This window comes from Actinorhabdospora filicis (genome assembly GCF_030269765.1).
GTDB lineage: Bacteria > Actinomycetota > Actinomycetes > Mycobacteriales > Micromonosporaceae > Actinorhabdospora > Actinorhabdospora filicis.
In genome coordinates, this window is sequence record NZ_BSTX01000001.1 from 1349947 (window position 1) to 1368564 (window position 18618).

18 protein-coding genes are annotated in these 18618 nt (G+C 71.4%); 14 read left to right on the forward strand and 4 right to left on the reverse strand.

The features are described from left to right. The first annotated feature begins 54 nt into the window (after window positions 1-54). From pcrA to QSK10_RS06210, 6 genes are all read left to right on the forward strand, one after another. Complete coding sequence (gene pcrA, locus QSK10_RS06185; RefSeq protein ID WP_285661623.1) at window positions 55-2382, forward strand: DNA helicase PcrA; 2328 nt, start codon at window positions 55-57, stop codon at window positions 2380-2382. Window positions 2383-2612: 230 nt separating this feature from the next. Continuing rightward, entirely contained in the window at window positions 2613-2879 is a 267-nt protein-coding gene (locus tag QSK10_RS06190) for a chorismate mutase (protein WP_285661624.1), read from the forward strand. Between the two features lie 124 nt (window positions 2880-3003). Further along, window positions 3004-3741: a hypothetical protein gene (locus QSK10_RS06195; RefSeq protein WP_285661625.1), complete on the forward strand. Its 738-nt coding sequence runs from the start codon at window positions 3004-3006 to the stop codon at window positions 3739-3741. Window positions 3742-3767: 26 nt separating this feature from the next. Further along, window positions 3768-4859, forward strand: a complete 1092-nt coding sequence (locus QSK10_RS06200; protein ID WP_285661626.1) for an AI-2E family transporter — start codon at window positions 3768-3770, stop codon at window positions 4857-4859. Further along, a complete protein-coding gene (locus QSK10_RS06205; protein ID WP_285661627.1) occupies window positions 4856-6514 on the forward strand; it encodes a SulP family inorganic anion transporter in 1659 nt (552 codons plus the stop codon). Before QSK10_RS06200 ends, QSK10_RS06205 begins: the two co-directional genes overlap by 4 nt. A 9-nt stretch (window positions 6515-6523) precedes the next feature. After that, window positions 6524-7855, forward strand: a complete 1332-nt coding sequence (locus QSK10_RS06210; RefSeq protein WP_285661628.1) for a hypothetical protein — start codon at window positions 6524-6526, stop codon at window positions 7853-7855. Here QSK10_RS06210 and QSK10_RS06215 read toward each other — a convergent pair. From QSK10_RS06215 to QSK10_RS06230, 4 genes are all read right to left on the reverse strand, one after another. Next, the gene (locus QSK10_RS06215) at window positions 7825-7995 is read right to left on the reverse strand and encodes a hypothetical protein (RefSeq protein WP_285661629.1); all 171 of its coding nucleotides are present in this window, start codon (window positions 7993-7995) and stop codon (window positions 7825-7827) included. The two genes, QSK10_RS06210 and QSK10_RS06215, sit on opposite strands and share 31 nt — an antisense overlap. A 319-nt stretch (window positions 7996-8314) precedes the next feature. After that, on the reverse strand, window positions 8315-8923 hold the full coding sequence (locus tag QSK10_RS06220; RefSeq protein ID WP_285661630.1) for an FMN reductase: 609 nt from the start codon (window positions 8921-8923) through the stop codon (window positions 8315-8317). A 75-nt stretch (window positions 8924-8998) separates the two neighbouring features. Further along, entirely contained in the window at window positions 8999-10096 is a 1098-nt protein-coding gene (locus tag QSK10_RS06225; protein ID WP_285661631.1) for an LLM class flavin-dependent oxidoreductase, read from the reverse strand. A 108-nt stretch (window positions 10097-10204) separates the two neighbouring features. After that, complete coding sequence (locus tag QSK10_RS06230) at window positions 10205-10792, reverse strand: DUF6461 domain-containing protein (RefSeq protein ID WP_285661632.1); 588 nt, start codon at window positions 10790-10792, stop codon at window positions 10205-10207. Between the two features lie 167 nt (window positions 10793-10959). Between QSK10_RS06230 and QSK10_RS06235 the strand changes: the two genes are divergently transcribed. The 8 genes from QSK10_RS06235 (at window position 10960) to sucC (ending at window position 18616) form a co-directional block, all read left to right on the forward strand. Next, a complete protein-coding gene (locus tag QSK10_RS06235) occupies window positions 10960-11325 on the forward strand; it encodes a hypothetical protein (protein WP_285661633.1) in 366 nt (121 codons plus the stop codon). Window positions 11326-11468: 143 nt separating this feature from the next. Continuing rightward, on the forward strand, window positions 11469-11870 hold the full coding sequence (icmB, locus tag QSK10_RS06240; protein ID WP_285661634.1) for a coenzyme B12-dependent isobutyryl CoA mutase small subunit: 402 nt from the start codon (window positions 11469-11471) through the stop codon (window positions 11868-11870). A gap of 182 nt (window positions 11871-12052) precedes the next feature. Then, entirely contained in the window at window positions 12053-12187 is a 135-nt protein-coding gene (locus QSK10_RS06245; protein ID WP_285661635.1) for a hypothetical protein, read from the forward strand. An 8-nt stretch (window positions 12188-12195) separates the two neighbouring features. Continuing rightward, a complete protein-coding gene (locus QSK10_RS06250; RefSeq protein ID WP_285661636.1) occupies window positions 12196-14340 on the forward strand; it encodes a DUF4135 domain-containing protein in 2145 nt (714 codons plus the stop codon). Beyond that, window positions 14337-15398 carry a cupin domain-containing protein gene (locus tag QSK10_RS06255; protein WP_285661637.1) on the forward strand — a complete coding sequence of 354 codons (1062 nt, stop codon included), beginning with the start codon at window positions 14337-14339 and terminating at the stop codon, window positions 15396-15398. The genes QSK10_RS06250 and QSK10_RS06255 overlap by 4 nt, the downstream gene beginning before the upstream one ends. Window position 15399: 1 nt before the next feature. Further along, complete coding sequence (locus tag QSK10_RS06260) at window positions 15400-16356, forward strand: JmjC domain-containing protein (protein ID WP_285661638.1); 957 nt, start codon at window positions 15400-15402, stop codon at window positions 16354-16356. 384 nt (window positions 16357-16740) lie between these two features. Further along, window positions 16741-17310: a hypothetical protein gene (locus QSK10_RS06265; protein WP_285661639.1), complete on the forward strand. Its 570-nt coding sequence runs from the start codon at window positions 16741-16743 to the stop codon at window positions 17308-17310. A gap of 127 nt (window positions 17311-17437) precedes the next feature. After that, window positions 17438-18616 carry an ADP-forming succinate--CoA ligase subunit beta gene (gene sucC, locus QSK10_RS06270; RefSeq protein ID WP_285661640.1) on the forward strand — a complete coding sequence of 393 codons (1179 nt, stop codon included), beginning with the start codon at window positions 17438-17440 and terminating at the stop codon, window positions 18614-18616. Window positions 18617-18618 lie beyond the last annotated feature (2 nt).

Here is an 18618-nt window from a genome sequence, read left to right on the forward strand (position 1 = left end):
CGAACGGGTGTCCCGAAGCTCCTGTCGGACCCCCGGCATAGACTCGGTGACGCCATGGATGCGCTCTTTTCGGACTCCCTGTTCGGTGACCCCTCCCCCGTCACCACCGCCCCCCGCCCCGAGCTGGACGACCTGAACGAGGCCCAGCGGGCCGCCGTCCTGCACGAGGGCACACCGCTGCTCATCGTCGCCGGGGCCGGGTCGGGGAAGACGCGCGTCCTCACCCAGCGCATCGCCCACCTGCTGAACCACCGCAAGGTCCACCCGGGCGAGATCCTGGCCATCACCTTCACCAACAAGGCCGCCGCCGAGATGCGCGAGCGCGTCACGTCCCTGGTCGGCCGCCGCGCCCGGATGATGTGGGTGAGCACCTTCCACTCGGCGTGCGTGCGGATCCTGCGCGCCGAGGCCGAGACGCTCGGGCTGAAGTCGTCCTTCACCATCTACGACGCCGACGACGCCCGCCGCGTCATGCAGATGGTCGCCGTCGACATGGACCTCGACGTCAAGCGCAACTCGCCGCGCATGCTGGCCGCCGAGGTGTCCAAGCTCAAGAACGAGCTCGTGGACGCCGACACCGCCGCCGCGCGCGCCGACACCGACCGGCAGAAGATGATCGCCGACGCCTACCGCCGCTACGACGAGCGGATGCGCCAGGCGCAGGCCCTCGACTTCGACGACCTGATCGGGCACACCGTCCACCTGCTGAGCGCGTTCCCGCTGGTGGCCGAGAAGTACCGGCGGCGGTTCCGGCACGTCCTCATCGACGAGTACCAGGACACCAACCACGCCCAGTACCGGCTGGTGCGGGAGCTGGTGGGTCCCGCCGACGGTGAGGTTCCCCCGGCCGAGCTGTGCGTCGTCGGTGACGCCGACCAGTCGATCTACGCCTTCCGCGGCGCCACGATCCGCAACATCCTGGAGTTCGAGCGCGACTATCCCGACGCGCGCACAATCCTGCTGGAGCAGAACTACCGCTCCACCCAGACGATCCTGTCGGCGGCCAACGCCGTCATCGACCGCAACAGCTCCCGCAAACCCAAGCGCCTGTGGACCGACCAGGGCGACGGCGAGCGCATCGTCGGCTACGTCGCCGACACCGAGCACGAAGAAGCCCAGTGGATCGTCAAGCAGATCGACCGGCTCACCGACGACGAGGACGTCCGTTACGCCGACGTGGCCGTCTTCTACCGCACCAACGCCCAGTCGCGCGTGTTCGAGCAGCGCTTCATGAGCGCCGGGATGCCGTACAAGGTCGTCGGCGGCGTGCGCTTCTACGAGCGCAAGGAGGTCCGCGACGCGCTGGCCTACCTGCGGCTGGTGGCCAACGGCGACGACACCGTGTCGGCCCGCCGCGTGGTGAACGTCCCCAAGCGCGGTGTGGGCGACCGGGCGGTCGAGGCGGTGGACGCGTTCTCGCAGCGGCAGAACATCTCCTTCGGCGCCGCGCTGTGGCGCGTCGGCGAGGTGGTCGGGGTGACCTCCCGCGCGGCGAACAGCATCAGGAAGTTCACCCACCTCATCGACGCCGCCCGCGAGCTGTCGGCGTCCGAAGGGCCCGAGGTGGTCCTGGAGTACCTGCTGGCCGACAGCGGTTACATCGCCGAACTGGAGGCGACCAACGACCTCCAGGACGAGGGCCGGGTGGAGAACCTCCAGGAGCTGGTGAGCGCCGCCCGCGAGTACACCGAGCGCGTCCTGGGCGACGCCGAGGACGACGGCGACGACGAGGCCCGCCCCACCCTGGAGGGCTTCCTGGAGCAGGTGGCGCTGGTCGCCGACGCCGACCAGATCCCCGATGACGACGACACCGACGGCGTGGTCACCATGATGACCCTGCACACCGCCAAGGGCCTGGAGTTCCCGGTGGTGTTCCTGACCGGCATGGAGGACGGCGTCTTCCCGCACCAGCGCTCCACGAAGGAAGAGGAGCTGGAGGAGGAGCGCCGCCTGGCCTACGTCGGCATCACCCGCGCCCGCCGCCGCCTCTACCTGTCCCGCGCGGTGACCCGCTCCGCCTGGGGCCAGCCCCAGTACAACCCGCCCTCCCGCTTCCTGGAGGAAGTGCCGGAGGAGCTGCTGGCCTGGGAGAAGATCGACGCCGGCCCGTCCCGCCTGATCCGCTCCTCCGTCCGCCACCCCGAGTCGGAGATGGCCGCCAAGCTCGGCCTCGCCGGCGTCGGGCTCACCTCGGCGTCCAACCTGCGCGGCGGCTCCGACGTCCCCGTGCTGACCGTCGGCGACCGCGTCACCCACGACAAATTCGGCCTCGGCCGCGTCACCCAGGTCGAGGGCATCGGGGCCCGCACCCGCGCCGAGATCGACTTCGGCGACGCGAAACGCTGGCTGGTCGTGCGCCACGCGCCCCTGCAGAAGCTGTGACCGGCGTCCTGATCTTTGAGACACGCCGGGGTCGCCAGTGGCGGCCCCGGCTTTCTGCTGGCATAATCGCTTCCGTGACGCAGACCGCGCGATTTTACTTTTACTACGGCACCGGGAGTCCGGCAGTCGTAGGTCGCGCGTAGCTAGAAGACCTAACGACCCCGGGCAGTGGCCCGGGGATTTTTTGTCTCTGGGCTCCTGACGGAAGAACTCACCGAGGAGCTTGTCCCATGAACGCCATCACCTCCCCCGCCTCCGAGCTCGGCATCGACGACCTGCGCGACCGCATCGACACCATCGACGCCGAACTCATCCGCCTCTGGCAGGAGCGATCAGCGCTGTCCCAGGAAGTCGGCAAGGCCCGCATGGCCTCCGGCGGCACCCGCCTCGTCCTGGCCCGCGAACGCGAGATCCTGTCCCGCTTCCGCGAGGCCCTGGGCGCGGACGGGACGCAGGTCGCGCTGCTGCTGCTGCGCTCCGGACGCGGGCCGCTGTAGTGGGGGACGGGCCGATCGTCGCGGGTGAGACGCCCGCGACGGGCCCGGCCGACACCGCGAGATCCGCCACCCCGCCCAGCTCGGTCGAGGCGTTCTCTCAGCTTCTCCTCCGTACCCTCCCGCCATGCCCGTCTCACGCCGTGCCCGCTTCGCGCTCATCGCCGCGATCGCCTGTGCCCTCACCGCCGTCACCGCCGCGATCGTCTACGTCAACACGACCACCGTCATGGACACCCACGCCCAGGCCGACGAGCCCACCTACCTCGACGAGGCCGTCCACCCCGCCTGGGTCACCGGCGAGCCCTCCCCCGACGTGCTGCTCTCCTCGGTCCCCTGGACCGACGCCGCCGACACCTCCCACGCCGACCGGCCCCACTACCCGCACGGTTTCTGCGCGAACGCCCTTCCCGCCGATCACGATGTCCGGGACGGCGAGTTCCGCGAGTGGTCCTCGCAAGAAGACGGCGGCTGGATCTTCGTCCGCCACTCCTACGCCGAGTACGAGCACCCGATCGGCCCGATCGCCGTCGGCGAGATCCGGGAGATGGCCGAGGGCTGCGGCGACTACGAACGGCCCGTCTTCACCAAGGCCCCCGTGCCGGAGCGCATGAACTCCGAGTACCTCACCTCGTGCGGCACCTTCACCCCCGAGGTCGCGATCCCCGACGCCGAGGTGCTCGGCTACTGCGAGACCGGCCACGACCCGAAGGGCGACTACTTCACCGTCCACACCTTCATCGGCGTCGACCGCTGGGTCGTCACCCTCGCCGTGGCCCACTGGGACGAGCGGACCGCCCGCGACCTCGCCGACCGGTGGACCCGAGACACCGCCACCGAGCTCGTCACCGCACTGAAAGCCTGATTCCCACCCTCTCGTCCCACATCACGGTGTTAAGTGATGTAACCGGACGAAAGGGGGCAGTCATCGCATCCTCCACCACCAGCCCCACCCCCGCCGCCCCCGGCGGCGGCATCGATCGCGCGCTCATCTCCACCGCCGCGCTCATCGTCATCATCGCGGGCCTGAAGGCGGGCGCGTCGCTGGTCGCGCCGGTGGCGCTCGCTCTCGTGCTGGTCGTGGCGGTGAGCCCGGTGCAGGGTTTCCTGGTGCGGCACGGGTGGCCGCGCTGGTTGAGCGCGGCGGTGCTGCTCTTCGTCGTCTATGGGTTCCTGGCGTCGTTCGCGCTCGTCCTGGTGGCGAGTGTGGGACGACTGGCCGCACTGGTGCCGCAGTACGCCGATCGGGCGGACGCGCTGATCGCGCAGGTGAAGGGGTGGCTGGCCGACCTGGGGGTCGATCAGGCGCAGGTGGCCACGCTGGGGAAGCAGCTGGATCCGGGGCATCTGGTCGACACGGTCCTGACGCTGCTGGGTTCGCTGGCGGGGATCGTCTCGAACCTGGCGTTCCTGCTGTGCCTGCTGCTGTTCATGGCCCTGGACGCCGGTGGCTACCCGGCGCGCATCACCGGCCTGTCGGCGATCCGGCCGGGGCTGGCCGAGGCGCTGAAGCGGTTCGCACGCGGGACCCGCTCCTACCTGCTCGTCACCACGATCTTCGGCGCGATCGTGGCGGTGCTGGACGGTGGCGCGCTGTGGGCGCTGGGGGTGCCGCTGCCGATCCTGTGGGGGCTCTTGTCGTTCCTCACCAACTACATCCCGAACGTCGGCTTCATCATCGGCCTGATCCCGCCGGCGTTGCTGGCGCTGCTGGACGGGGGGTGGCGCGCGGCGGCGTGGGTCGTGGTCATCTACTGCTGCATCAACTTCGTCCTGCAGTCGGTGATCCAGCCGAAGGTCATCGGCAACAGCATCGACCTCACCGTCACGCTCACGTTCCTGGCCCTGGTGTTCTGGACGTGGGTGATCGGCCCGCTCGGCGCGATCCTGGCGATCCCGCTGACGCTGCTGGCCAAGGCGCTGCTGGTGGACGTCGCCCCGAACGGCCGGTGGGCGAACCACCTCCTGACGGCCAAGCCATGAGGCCGCCGCGCCCGTCCGATGTGCTGTCCGGGCTGGTCACGGGTCTCTTCTCGATCCCGGAGGGGATGGCCTACGCGAGCATCGCGGGCTTCGCCCCGGCGCAAGGCCTGTACGCGGGCATGTGGCCGACGATGGTCGGCTCGCTGTTCTCGCGCACGGTCCTGATGGTCACGACGCTGACCAGCGCGATCGCGCTGACGGCGAACTCGGCGCTGACCGACGCGGGCCTGGACCCGCGGAACCTCGCGCAGGTGGCGACGCTGACGGTGCTGACCGGTGTCGTGATGGCGCTGCTGGGCGCGCTGCGGCTGGGCGTGGTCCTCAGTTTCGTCTCCAACGCGGTGATGACGGGGTTCTCCACCGGCATCGCCGTGCAGATCCTCACCGGCGTCTTCGGCGACGCCACCGGCTACGACCCGCAAGGCCACAACAAGCTGCGCCAGATCGCCGACTGGCTGATCCACGTGGGCGACTGGGACGCCCGGGTCACCGCGGTCGCGCTGGCCACGGTCGCGGTGTGGGCGCTGGCGCGGCTGGTGCGGCCGATCCGGGCGATGGCGACGCTGGCCGCGCTGCTGGTCGTCACCGTCGGCGTGGCCGTCGCGGGGATCGGCGTGCCGCTCGTCGGCGACATCGCCACGATCCCGCGCGGGCTGCCGATGCCGGTGTGGCCGGACTGGTCGGCGGCGCCCGAGCTGGCCGCCGGGGCGGTCTCGGTGGCGCTGGTCGCCCTCGCCCAGGCGGCGGGGATCAGCGCGGCCGTGCCGAACCCGGACGGCTCGCGCGGCGACACCGACCGGGACTTCACCGCGCAGGGCCTGGCCAACCTCGCCGGGGGTTTCCTGCGCGGCCTGCCGGTCGGCGGTTCGCTGTCCCGGACGGGCGTGGCGGCCAGCGCGGGCGCCAAAACGCGCTGGGCGGGCGTGTTCGCCGGGGCGTGGCTGGCGCTGATCGTGCTCACCGTCGGGAAGTACGCCGAGTACATCCCCATGCCCGTCATCGGCGGGCTGATCCTCGTCATCGGCGGTGAGCTGATCGCCGGGCGCGTCCCCGACATCGTGCTGGTCTTCAAGACCGCGTGGCCCTCGGCGCTGGCGCTGGTCGCGACGTTCCTGGCGACCACCGAGCTGCCGCTCCAGCAGGCCATCGTGATCGGCGCGATCCTGTCGCTGCTGCTCTACTGCTGGCAGGCCGCGCGCCGGGGCGGGCTGAGCGCGCTCGTCCGCGACGGCGGCGGCTGGCGGACGGCCGAACCGCCCGCGACGCTCCCGCCGGGCGAGGTCACCGTCCTCGACTACACCGGCGCGGGCTTCTTCGCCGAGCTGCCCTGGCTCCAGCAGCGCATCCCCGCGCTCACCGGCGCGCGCGACGCCGTCCTGATCCTGCGGATGCGCGGCACCCCGGGCCTGGCGTCGACGGCGCTGCTCAAGGCGCTGCTCGGGTACGCCGAGCGCCTGGAGGCGCGGAACTGCCGCCTGATCATCGCCGGTGCCGATCCCGGCACGCTGCGGGCGCTCGACCACGGCGGCCTGGTGGAGAAACTCGGCCCGCACGGGGTCTATCCGGCGCGGGCGCGCGTGTTCGGCGCGCTCGACGACGCCGTCGTGGAGGCCGAGCGCTGGATCCGGGCCGCGAGCCGCCCGAAACAGCCGTAATGTGCGGATATGCCGGATGATGCCGTTGACCGGGCCGAACTGGACGCGCTGAGGGCGGAGGTGGCCCGCCAGCGCCGCCCCGGACGCTGGAAGCGCGCCGGGCGCTGGACCGGCGCGGTGGTCCTGCTGGTCATCGCCGCCCTGCTGGCCGGGATCGCGGTCATCGCCACCTTCACCCGCGACGAGCTCCTCGACACCGACACCTACGTGGCGACGGTGGCGCCGCTGGCGCAGGACCCGAACATCCAGACCGCGGTCAGCACGCGGCTGACCAATGAGCTGCTGGCCTTCATCAACGTCGACCAGCTCTCCGACGAGGCCGTCAAGGCCCTCCAGAACGCCGGCGCCCCCAAGGCGCTGGACAAGCTGGTGGGCATCCTGGCCAACGGCGTGGAGAGCTTCATCGGCACCGAGGTCGCCAAGATCGTCTCCTCGGACGCCTTCACCACCGCCTGGGCCGACGCCAACCGCGTCGCCCACCAGCAGCTCGACGCCGTCCTCACCGGCGAGGACTCGAAGCTGATCCAGACCAGCGGGACGGCGGTGTCGGTGGACCTGGGGGCGTTCCTGGAGGTCGTCAAACAGCGCCTGGTCGCGCGCGGGATGACGTTCCTCAACGCCGTCCCGCAGGTGCACATCGAGTTCACCGTCTTCGACTCCCCCGACCTGGCCAAGGCGCAGCGGCTGACGCGCCTGCTGAACACGCTGGCGCTGTGGCTGCCGTGGATCGCGCTGGCGCTGCTGGTGGCCGGCGTGCTGACCGCGCCCGACCGCCGCCGGGGGATCCTGGTCGCCGGGATCTGCCTGCTGGTGATCGCCGGGATCCTGGTCCTGGCGGTGCCGCTGGGCCGCTCACTGTACCGGGACGCCCTGCCGCCGACGGTGAACGCCGACGCGGCGATGGTGCTCTACGACCAGATAGCGGGCGTGCTGGCCAGCGCGCTCAAGGCGCTGTTCTGCGGGGCGGTGATCTGGACGGTCGCGGCCTGGCTGGCCGGGCGCAGCCGCCCGGCGCGCGCGATCCGGGGCGTCGTCGGCCGCGTGCTCGCCTGGGCCGGGACGGGCCTGGGACGCCTGTGGCCGGGCCTCGGGCGGGTCGCGCGGGTGGTGGGACCGTGGCGGGCCGCGCTGTGGGTGGCCGCCTTCGGCGTCGCGCTGGTGGTGCTGATCGCGGCGAACCGGCCGGGGCCCCCGGCGGTCCTGTGGACGGCCGCCGGAGTGGGGATCTTCTTGATCCTGGTGGAGGTGCTGATCAAGGTGCCCCGGCCGGATCGGGCGGGGGACGCCGGGGCGTCCCCCGCGGTGTTACGTCAGCAGTGCTTGCCGGTGGGCGTGCAGTAGGTCACCTTGCAGGAGTCGTAGGTGCACTTGTACTCGGAGGTTCCACGGCACTGGTACCAGGTGCTGGTGACGCCGCAGGTACCGGCCGCGGCCTTCGAGGCGGGGACAAGACGGTTCAGCATGCGGTCGATGAGCTTCACGAGGGGTCCTCTCTTCGGAACGTGCCGCGTCGGCGGCGGCACGACATTAACAAGATCGGATACTTCTGCAAATAGGCCGCGAAAAGGACGGACTCCACCTCGTCATCAGATAGACGGCCCCGGAGACGTGAAGGTTTCACTTCACGTTTTCCGGTATCTGAAGATCCACTGCCGTCCGAACCTGAATCCTCATCGTTCACGCAGCTCAGGGGACACAAAAAGGCCGCGCGCCCGAAGGCGCGCGGCCGGATGATCTCGACTGTGGACGGAGGCTCGAACCACTCCGGCGTGATCCAGATCACGCCGATGGGTCGCCCCGTCAGGACTTGCGGAGGGCCGCCAGCTGCTCGGCGAAGGGCACGACCTCGTCCTCGCCGCGCTTCGCCGTCCCCGACAGGCCGCTCATCAGTCCGGCCAGGTCCCGGCCCGCCCGCTCGATGCGCGAGGGCAGGGTGTCGGTGATGGCGTCGCCGCTGCCGCCCCAGTCCTCGGAGGCGGCGTAGACGGCCGTGGGCGCCACGATCGCGCGCAGGTAGGCGAACATCGGGCGCAGCGCGTGCTCCAGCACCAGCGAGTGGCGGGCGGTGCCGCCGGTGGCGGCGATGAGGACGGGCTTGCCGGTGAGCGCGGTGTTCTCGATGACGTCGAAGAACGACTTGAACAGGCCGCTGTAGGAGGCGGTGAACACCGGCGTGACGGCGATGATCCCGTCGGCCTCGGTGACCGCGTCGATGACCTCGCGCAGGGCCGCCGAGGGGAAGCCGGTGACCATGTTGTTGGCGATGTCGACGGCCAGGTCGCGCAGCTCCACGACGCGCACCTCCACGTCCCCGTCCAGCCCGGCGCGGGTGGCCTCGGCCAGCCGGTCGGCGAGCAGGCGGGTGGAGGACGGGCTGCTCAGGCCCGCCGAGACGGCGACGAGCTTCATCGTGGTGTCCTTCCGGAGGGATCGGGGTCGGCGGCGGTCCGGGGTCCGCACCGCCGCCGACCGTACCGTGTGGACCTAGGCGCTGACAGGGTCGGTGAGATCGGCGTCACGCTTGGCCACGAGGGCGGCGTGCGTGGGGGCGTCCGGGACGGTGTCCGGGCGGCCCTTGGCGAACTCGGCCCGCAGCGTCGGGAGGATCTCGCCGAGCAGGTCGAGCTGCTCCAGGACGGTCTTGAGCGGCAGCCCGGCGTGGTCGACGAGGAACAGCTGGCGCTGGTAGTCGCCGTAGGTCTGCCGGTAGGAGAGGGTCTTCTCGATGACCTCCTGCGGGCTGCCCACGACCAGCGGCGTCTCGCGGGTGAACTCCTCCATCGAGGGGCCGTGCCCGTAGACGGGCGCGTTGTCGAAGTAGGGGCGGAACTCGCGGACGGCGTCCTGGGAGTTCTTGCGCATGAAGAACTGCCCGCCGGCGCCCACGATGGCCTGGTCCGGCGTCCCGTGCCCGTAGAAGGCGAAGCGCTCCCGGTAGAGGTCGATGAGCCGCTTGAAGTGGTCGCGCGGCCAGAAGATGTTGTTGGCGAAGAACCCGTCGCCGTAGTAGGCGGCCTGCTCGGCGATCTCCGGCGAGCGGATCGAGCCGTGCCACACGAAGGGCGCGACGCCGTCCAGCGGCCGGGGCGTGGACGTGAAGCCCTGCAGCGGCGTGCGGAAGCGTCCCTCCCAGTCGACGACGTCCTCGCGCCACAGCTTGTGCAGCAGCGCGTAGTTCTCGATGGCCAGCGGGATGCCCTGGCGGATGTCCTTGCCGAACCACGGGTAGACCGGCCCGGTGTTACCCCGGCCCATCATCAGGTCGACGCGGCCGTCGGCGAGGTGCTGGAGCATCGCGAAGTCCTCGGCGATCTTGACCGGGTCGTTGGTCGTGATCAGCGTCGTGGACGTCGACAGGATCAGCTTCTCGGTCTTGGCCGCGATCCAGCCGAGCATCGTCGTCGGCGACGACGGCACGAACGGCGGGTTGTGGTGCTCGCCGGTGGCGAAGACGTCGAGCCCGACCTCCTCGGCCTTGAGGGCGATGGCGGTCATGGCCTTGATGCGCTCGTTCTCCGTCGGCTCCCGCCCGGTGGTCGGGTCGGGGGTGACGTCGCCGACGGTGAAGATGCCGAACTGCATGTGAATCACTCCCGATGAGTCTTTTGCTGACGTGTCAGCCTTCGATGTGGGTAACGGTAGACCACCCGGGGCTATTCCGGGAGCACGGGGTGGGTGGCGTCGGGCACATCAGCGCGGGATCGGGACGAGGCCGCAGGTCCAGCGCGAGCGGGTCAGCAGGCCGGGGGTGACGGGGAGGGCGGTGAGGCGCTCGGCGAGGACGAAGGCGGCGGCGGAGTGATGCCCGAACGCGCCTTCGGGATCCAGGTCGAACCCGGCCGCCCGCAGCTCCGGCAGGAGGTCGGCGGACACCTCGGCCCCGGCGGCGAAGAGCGGCTCGAAGTCGAGCCGGGAGACGCCGTCGTCCCAGAACCGGAAGTGGTCGGCGGCATTGACGTTCCTGAAGTGCGCGACCGCCCGGCGGCCGTGCGACAGCGGGCCGCCGACCGCGTCGGAAACGCCCAGGTGGCCGTTGGGTTCGAGCATGAGCGCCCACTCGCCGAGGCGGGTCACGGCCGCGTACTGGAGGCCGTCCTCCAGCACGGCGTGCGCGGCCTCGTCCGCGCCCAGGACGCCGACGGTCTCCCCGAGCGGCTCGGCGGAGAGCGCGGCGAGCAGTCCCGGTGGATCGATCGCGCGGACGGCGGTGAAGCAGTAGGCCTCGGCCAGCTCGGGGAAGTCCGTCTCGAACCAGGCGTAGTCGGCGGGTGTGCTCATCGGGCCATCCTCACACCGCATCCCCAACCGCATAGCCACCCCCGAAAGATCGACTCCCGCCCGCCCCCACGCCCTCAAGCTATGGCCCACCTCACCCTTTCACTGATATAACCGTCCACCGAAGGGCAGCGGAAAGCGCTGTCCGAACACAGGAAGGACCGCTTCACATGCGCAAGATCCTGGGAATCATCGGCGCGGCGGCCGCGATCACCGGCGGCTCGCTCGTCGCGGCGGCTCCGGCGCAGGCCGCGGCCTCCTGCACGCTCGTGCAGAGCGAGATCTATAACGGCGCCAACATCATTCAGTGGGTCACCGGGCTCGAAGGCTGCTCCGGGGACGTCTACTGGGAGGTCCAGAGCCAGGCCGCCGACGGCACGTGGTCGCTCTGGAGCAGCGACACCACGCACTACGACGACAACACCACCACCTACACCGGCGACATCGAGCTGCCGTGCATGCTGCGGGTGCACGCGCAGTTCGGGACGCAGTCGAAGACGACGGCCGCCGCGCGCAACAACAACTGCGGCGGGTGACCGCCTCCGCCCGCCGCCGCCCGGCGCGGTGGCGGGCGGCGTGGTGCGACCCGGGTCACCGCCCTCGACCGGCTCACCTGAACGATCGGTAGGCTCGACGCGTCCGCGCGCATCGAAGCGCCGAGCGTGAAGGGTGAACAACCATGAGTACGCGAATCCGGGTCGTGGTGGCCAAGCCTGGCCTGGACGGCCATGACCGGGGAGCCAAGGTCGTCGCGCGCGCCCTCAGGGACGCGGGCATGGAGGTCGTCTACACCGGCCTGCACCAGACGCCCGAGCAGATCGTGGCGACCGCGGTCGCCGAGGACGCCCAGGTCGTCGGCCTGTCGGTGCTGTCCGGCGCGCACATGACCCTCTTCGCCAAGGTCATCGAGCTGCTCAATGAGCGCGGCGCGGAGGACATCGTCGTCTTCGGCGGCGGCATCATCCCCGAAGAGGACATCGCGCCGCTCACCGAGATGGGCGTCGCCAAGATCTTCACCCCCGGGGCGACCACCGCCTCCATCGTCGAATGGGTGCGCGGGAACGTCAAGACGCCCGCCTGATCCCACCAGCGCGAAGACCCCGTCGGCCGATGGCCGGCGGGGTCTTTTCGCTGCTCGGACCCAGAGTGCATACGCGACCGCATACGTGCCCCCATGGGCGACGTGGATCTTCCTAGACTCCGTCCTCATCTGACAGTGCCGGGCGCATGACCGTGCGTCCTGCTCGGTTACGGGAGGCAGAAATGACAGTCAAAACACGTAAGCCGAAGGTCACCGTCCAGAAGACCGACATCGTCCTGGGCGCACTGGAGCAGAAGACCCCCGCCGCGAAGGCGTCGCACGTCACCTGCCAGGTCCACAACTACTACTGCTTCTAGGCGCCACCGTGACCGTCCCGCCCGTCCCCGAAACGCTGTGGCGTCCCGTGCGGGCACGCCCCAGCCGAACACCGGCGCGCCTCGTGGAGGCGATCCTGGCCGGGACGGGCGGGGCGGCCCTGCCGCCGGTGGTCCGCGTGGGCCCCGGCGGCGTGTGGCGCTTCGACCACCACGTCGGCGACCCGGACGTGATCGCCGCCGCGCTGGCCGAGCCGCGCTTCGCCGCCTGGGCCGATCTCGCCGCGCGGCTGGACGCCTGGTGCGACGACCCGGTCGTCACCCTGGCCTCCTTCGCGCCGCTGCTGCGCGAGGTCTTCACCGCCTGCGCCCTGGGCCGCGCGCCGGATCCGGCGGCCGAGTTCGCCGCCGCCACCGCCGCGATGGAGTCGTTCCAGCGCCGCCTGGACCGCGACCTGCGCACCGCGTGGCCGCGCGATCCGCGGCTGGCCGGGCCGGTCCTGGCCGTGGAGGCCCACGACGGCGAGACCCACAATCACCGGCAGCGCGTGCTGCGGCTGCGCATGGCCGGTGGCGGCTCGGTCGCCTACAAACCACGCCCGGCCGGGTGCGAGGACGTCTTCGCCGCCCCACGCGGCTCGGTGTTCTCGCTGCTGAACCGCGTCTCCGGCGGCGCGGTCCGGCTGCCGGTGTTCCGGACCTGGCGCGGCAAGGGCCGCGACCGGCGCGCCTACTCCTGGTCGGAGTGGATCGAGCCCGGCCCCCAGGGCGTCCTGCTGGCCGACGGGGACGAGGAGCTGCGCGGCACGGTCCTGTCCCCGGAACGCGCCGGGACCTTCTGGCGCCGCGCGGGCGAGCTGACCGCCGTCGCCTACGCCTTCGGGCTGTCCGATCTCATCGCCGGGAACCTCCTCGTCGGCGGCGACGGGCCGCTCTACTACCCGGTGGACCTCGAAGTCGTCCTGAACCCGGGCACGGCGCTGGCCGCGACCGGCCTGGTCCCGGACGGCCACGGCACCCACCACGTCGGGCTGGAGAACACCGCCCGCTGGTGCGCCGTGGACGGCCCGCTCGCCGCGTTCCTCCCCGGCCCCGGCGGCCTGGCGCTCGTGCGCCGCCGCTCCGCCTGGGGCGAGCCGGACAGCCGGACCGTGGTCGCCGACACCGAGGGCCGCGTCGGCTACGGCCCCTACGCGCCCGCGTTCGTGCGCGGGATGTTCGAGGCGTGGGTGCTGATGTGCCGGTACCGCGAGGAGCTGGCCGCGCGGCTGGAGCGCGACTTCGCCGTCCGGGTGCTGCTGCGCTCGACCGCGGAGTACACCGGGGACGACCCGCCCGGCGACCCGACGCCCGCCGAGGCCGCCCAGCTCGCGCGCGGCGACGTCCCCTACTTCTTCCGCTCCGCCGGCGGCGGCCCGCTGCTGACCGTGGACGGACCGGCGGGCGAGGCCGAATCGGACCTGCCGCCCGACGCCGGGCTGCGCGCGGGCGCGCGCCTGGACCTGTCGAGCCTCGGCATCGCCCTGCGCGACGCGCTCGCCTACGCCGCGCCGGGCGAGCTGGCCGGGCACGGCGTGCGCGTCACCCCCGACTCCGCGGTCATCGACTGGCCGGAAGGCGGCCGCTCCTTCACCTGGACCTGGTCGCCGGAGTCGGTCCGGCTACACACCGACCCGGCGGCGGGCGAACTCGCCGCCCGGCTGCTCCGGCTCGACCGGCTGGACACGTCCCTGCGCGTCGAGTGGACCGAGGGCGGCTTCAGCGACACCGCGCTGGAGGAGAAGATGCGCGCGCTCACCGACGAGGGCATGGCGCTGCTGGCCGAACTGGACGACTGGCCCACGCCCGCGTGGGTCGGCACCGCCGCCGCTGAGGCCGCCGGCCGCCTCGTCCAGCACGCCGACGGGCACCGCGAGCTGCGCGAGCGCTGCCTGGCGCGGATGACGGCGGCGATGGAGCGCGGCGAGCTGCCCGGTAAGGACGTCGCGTACACCACCGACGCGCTGCGTGTGGGCGACGGCCGATCGCAGGTCTACGGCACGAAGTTCACGCCGGTCGACGGCGTCCTGGTCCCCCTGCCCATCGAGGATCCCGGCGGCGTCGACGCGCGCCGGGCGGCGATGGGCCTGGGGACGCTCGCCGAGTACACCGTCGTGATCCGGAACCGCTTCGGAACGGGAGGCACCACCTCGTGAACTGGTCCAGCTTCGCCGAGAAGCACTGGGAGGAGGGCCCCGCGTTGATCGCGGGCTCACCCCCGGTGGATCCGGCGCGCGCGTTCACGCTGCTGGCGACGTCGGCCGAGCCCTTCCGCACCGGCAGCCGCCACCGCGTCCTGCCCGCCGTCCGCTTCCACCAAGGGGACGGCCGCAGCGCGGCACCCGGGGACATGCTGCCCGCGCCCGGCGAGGACCTCACCGGCTACGCCGCGCGCGTCGCCGGACCGGACGGCTGGCTGATCGAGGCCGAGCAGCCGCTGTTCCTCGACTGGCCACTGTGGTCGGCGGTCCGCGATCTGCTGGACGGGCTGTGGCGCGAGGTCGGCGCCCCCGTCGCACCGGTCGTGGCCGAGCTGACCGCCGGGGACGCGTGGTCGCGCGCGCCCGGCACCGGGGAGACGCACGCGATGCTGACGTGGGTCCTGGCCGGGCGGCTGCGGACACGCCTCGGCGAGGAGACCCTGGAGGCGGGAGCGGGCGATCTCCTCTACTGGCCGGCCGGCACCGTCCACGCCGACGAGTACACCGAGCCGACGCTGACGCTGCGCGTCCACGTCCCCACCGATCCGCGCATGGCGACCATGCACGCCCGCGAGACCCTCATCGAGCTCATGGACGCCGGGTACGGCGACGACCGTGTGCCCTACGTGGGCGACGGGCCGTTCCCGCTGGCGCGGACCGTGGACCTGGTGAGCGGCATCGTCGACTCCGGCGAGCTGACCCGGCTCCTGCGGCTGCGGTGGGCGGCCCGGCGCAGCGCCGCCGGACTCGATCCGGCGCCCGCCCCGCGCCCGCCGGAGCTGCCCGAGGACTGCCGGATCCGCGTCACCGGCGAGGTCCTGCGCGTCCGCGCCGGCAACGACGGCGTCGTGTGGGCGGCCAACGGGCACGCCTTCACCCTGCGCGGCTCCGACGCCGGGCGGATCCTGCGGCGGCTGACCGCGCGCGGGACGGCGTCCACCACCGACTTCCCGGGCGCGTTCGCGCTGCTACAGCGGCTCTACCAGGTCCGCGTGATCGACATGGAGGACTGACATGACCGAGAACGGAGTGGACAGCCCCCTCACCGTCATCGACCGGCTCGACTGGGCCGAGTTCGCCGAGCTGTACTGGGAGAAGCGCCCGGTGCTGATCAAGGACGTCCGGCCGCGCCCCTTCGCCGCCGACGAGGTCTTCCGCGCCGCCGCGCGCGCGACCACGGCGGCGTTCTCCGTCGCCGACCGCCGACTCGACATCGCCCTGCCCCCGGAACCCGGGGACGGCGACCTCGCCGGGTACCACTCACGCGTGTCGGCCACGCTGGACGGACGCCGCTATGCCCTGGTGGTCAGCGTCTTCCACGCCTTCGACCACGGCCTGTGGAAACGCGAGACCGACTTCTACGCCGGACTGTGGGAGCAGGTCGGGCTGCCGCTCACCGGCGCCATCACCACGATGTTCCACGGCACCTACGAGCACAGCCCCGTGGGCGTCCACAAGGACCGGTTCACCACCTTCATGTTCGCCCTGTCCGGGCGCAAGCGCATGCGCTTCTGGACCGAACGCCCCTGGACGCACGACGTGACCACCGTCCTGGACTACCGCGAGTACCTCGGCACGTCCTTCGTCGGTGAGGTCGAGCCCGGTGACCTGCTCTACTGGCCCTCGGCCTACTACCACGTCGGGGAGAACCTCGGCGGCGGTCCGGCGACCAGCGTCAACGTCGGCGTTCCCATCCACGGGCACCGGGCCGAGTACGACCTGGACTGCCTGCTGGCCGACCCCGACCCCGACCTCGACCTGCCGGCCCGGCCGGACACGATCGCGGCGAAGCTGGCGCCGGTGAGCGCCTCGATGTTCACCGAGGGCACCCGGCTCCCCGACGCGCTCACCCAGACCGTCACGGCGATGGGCGCGGTGGCGCGCGGACGCGGGCGGCGGCTGGCGGAACTGGAGCTCGCCCTGCGCGGCTCACGCGGCTTCGCGCCCGTCCCCCACGAGACCGCCCGGTGACGCGGGCCACACCCACGCGAACGGCGGTGAACAAAAAGGAGCGGCGGTCCCCCGGACCGCCGCTCCCCCTCGTGCCAAGGCCTCGAACGACCTCACTCGCGCATAAACGAGGGACCGGACGCACCCCTCAGACGTCCGGTCCCTCTCATGCACGACACCCCGCCGCCACCCCTCGACCGACAGGGCATCGGCCGTAATCGTCGGCCCCAGACGTGGCGGCTTATCGCCGCTCGTTGTCCGCTTTGGGCCGACGTTTGTATCAACGATCCTGCCAGATGATGGTTACGCCCTGCAGGCAGATCTTCTACAACTAGTTCTCGGCGTGTCGGATTCACGCGCTTGTCGGGCACAATCGTCGGTGCCGAAACGACCCGAGAGGACCCCATGGAGATCACGACCCGCCCGCCCACCGACGCCGCCTTCATCGTTCGCGCCGACCCGAAGGCGCAGGCGAAGGTCTTCGGCGCGATGGGCCTGATCGGCGCGCTCGTCCTGCTCGGCGGACTCGTCTCACTCGCCTTCGACTGGAAGTCCCTCGTCGCGTGGGGCCTGAGCGTGGTCGGGCTGGCCACACTCGTGCACACGCTGCTGGAGTACCGCCGCCAGACCACGTTCCCCGTCCTGGCCGTCACCCCCAAGGCCATCTGGTTCCGCATCGGCGTCAAGCACCTGGCGGGCGTCCCGTGGTCCGACGTCACCGACGTGCGCACCAGCACCCACGGCGGCTACTGGTTCGTCCTCGTCGACGCCGACGACGCCGCCGCCGAGCTCGCCTCGCACGCCAAGCTGTGGCAGCGCACCGCCCCGGCCCGCCAAGCTCACGGCACGCCCTTCGCGCTCACCGACGGCGGGAAGGACAAGTCCCGCTGGCAGATCATCGCCGGGATCAACGCGTCACGACCCGGTCACGAGGCGTCCGATGGGAATGCGATTGACGACTCGTCCACGCTGTGACACGTACGACACACCCGGGCCGGGCGTGACCGCAACCCCCTCGCTACCCTGCGGGAAGGAGCCGTATTGCGCGACTCCGCCCGTCTCAAACCATGTCAGCGAAGACGCAGGGAGCAGGGACTAAATCGTGGACCTGTACGAATATCAGGGGCGCGCGCTGTTCGAGCGGCACGGAGTGCCGGTGCTCGACGGTGGAGTGGCCACCACTCCGGAAGAGGCTCGCGCACTCGCCGAGCGGCTCGGCGGCAAGGTCGTGGTCAAGGCCCAGGTCAAGGTGGGCGGCCGTGGCAAGGCCGGTGGCGTGAAGCTCGCCGACGGCGCCCAGGAGGCGTTCGACCGGGCCTCCGACATCCTCGGCATGGACATCAAGGGCCACACGGTCCACAAGGTGATGCTGGCGGAGACCGCCGACATCGCCGAGGAGTACTACTTCTCGTTCCTGCTGGACCGCGCCAACCGCACCTTCCTGTGCATCGCCTCCACCGCGGGCGGCATGGAGATCGAGCAGGTCGCCGAGGAGACCCCGGACAAGGTCCTGAAGCTCCCCATCGACGCCATCAAGGGCGTCGACGAGGCCCTCGCGGCCGAGATCGCCGAGCGGGCCCAGTTCCCGGCCGAGCTGAAGGACCAGCTGGTCCCGATGTTCGTGAAGCTGTGGGCCGCCTTCGTCGCCGAGGACGCCACGCTGGTCGAGGTCAACCCGCTCGCCCTCACCCGCGACGGCAAGGTCCTGGCGCTGGACGCCAAGGTCACCCTCGACGAGAACGCCTCCTTCCGTCACCCCGACCACGCCGAGTACGTCGACGTCAACGCCGTCGACCCGCTGGAGCAGGCGGCGAAGGAGAAGGACCTCAACTACGTGAAGCTCGACGGCAACGTCGGCATCATCGGCAACGGCGCGGGCCTGGTCATGTCCACTCTGGACGTGGTCGCCTACGCCGGTGAGAACCACGGCGGCGCCAAGCCCGCCAACTTCCTCGACATCGGCGGCGGCGCCTCGGCCGAGGTCATGGCCAACGGCCTGGAGATCGTCCTCGGCGACAACGACGTCAAGTCGGTCTTCGTGAACGTCTTCGGCGGCATCACCGCCTGCGACGAGGTCGCCAAGGGCATCGTGCAGGCCCTGGAGATGCTCGCCGCGCGCGGCGACGACGTCACCAAGCCGCTGGTCGTCCGCCTGGACGGCAACAACGCCGACGAGGGCCGCCGGATCCTCGACGAGGCGAACCACCCGCTGGTCCAGCGGGTCGACACGATGGACGGCGCGGCCGACCGCGCCGCCGAGCTCGCGGCGCAGGGAGCGTAGAA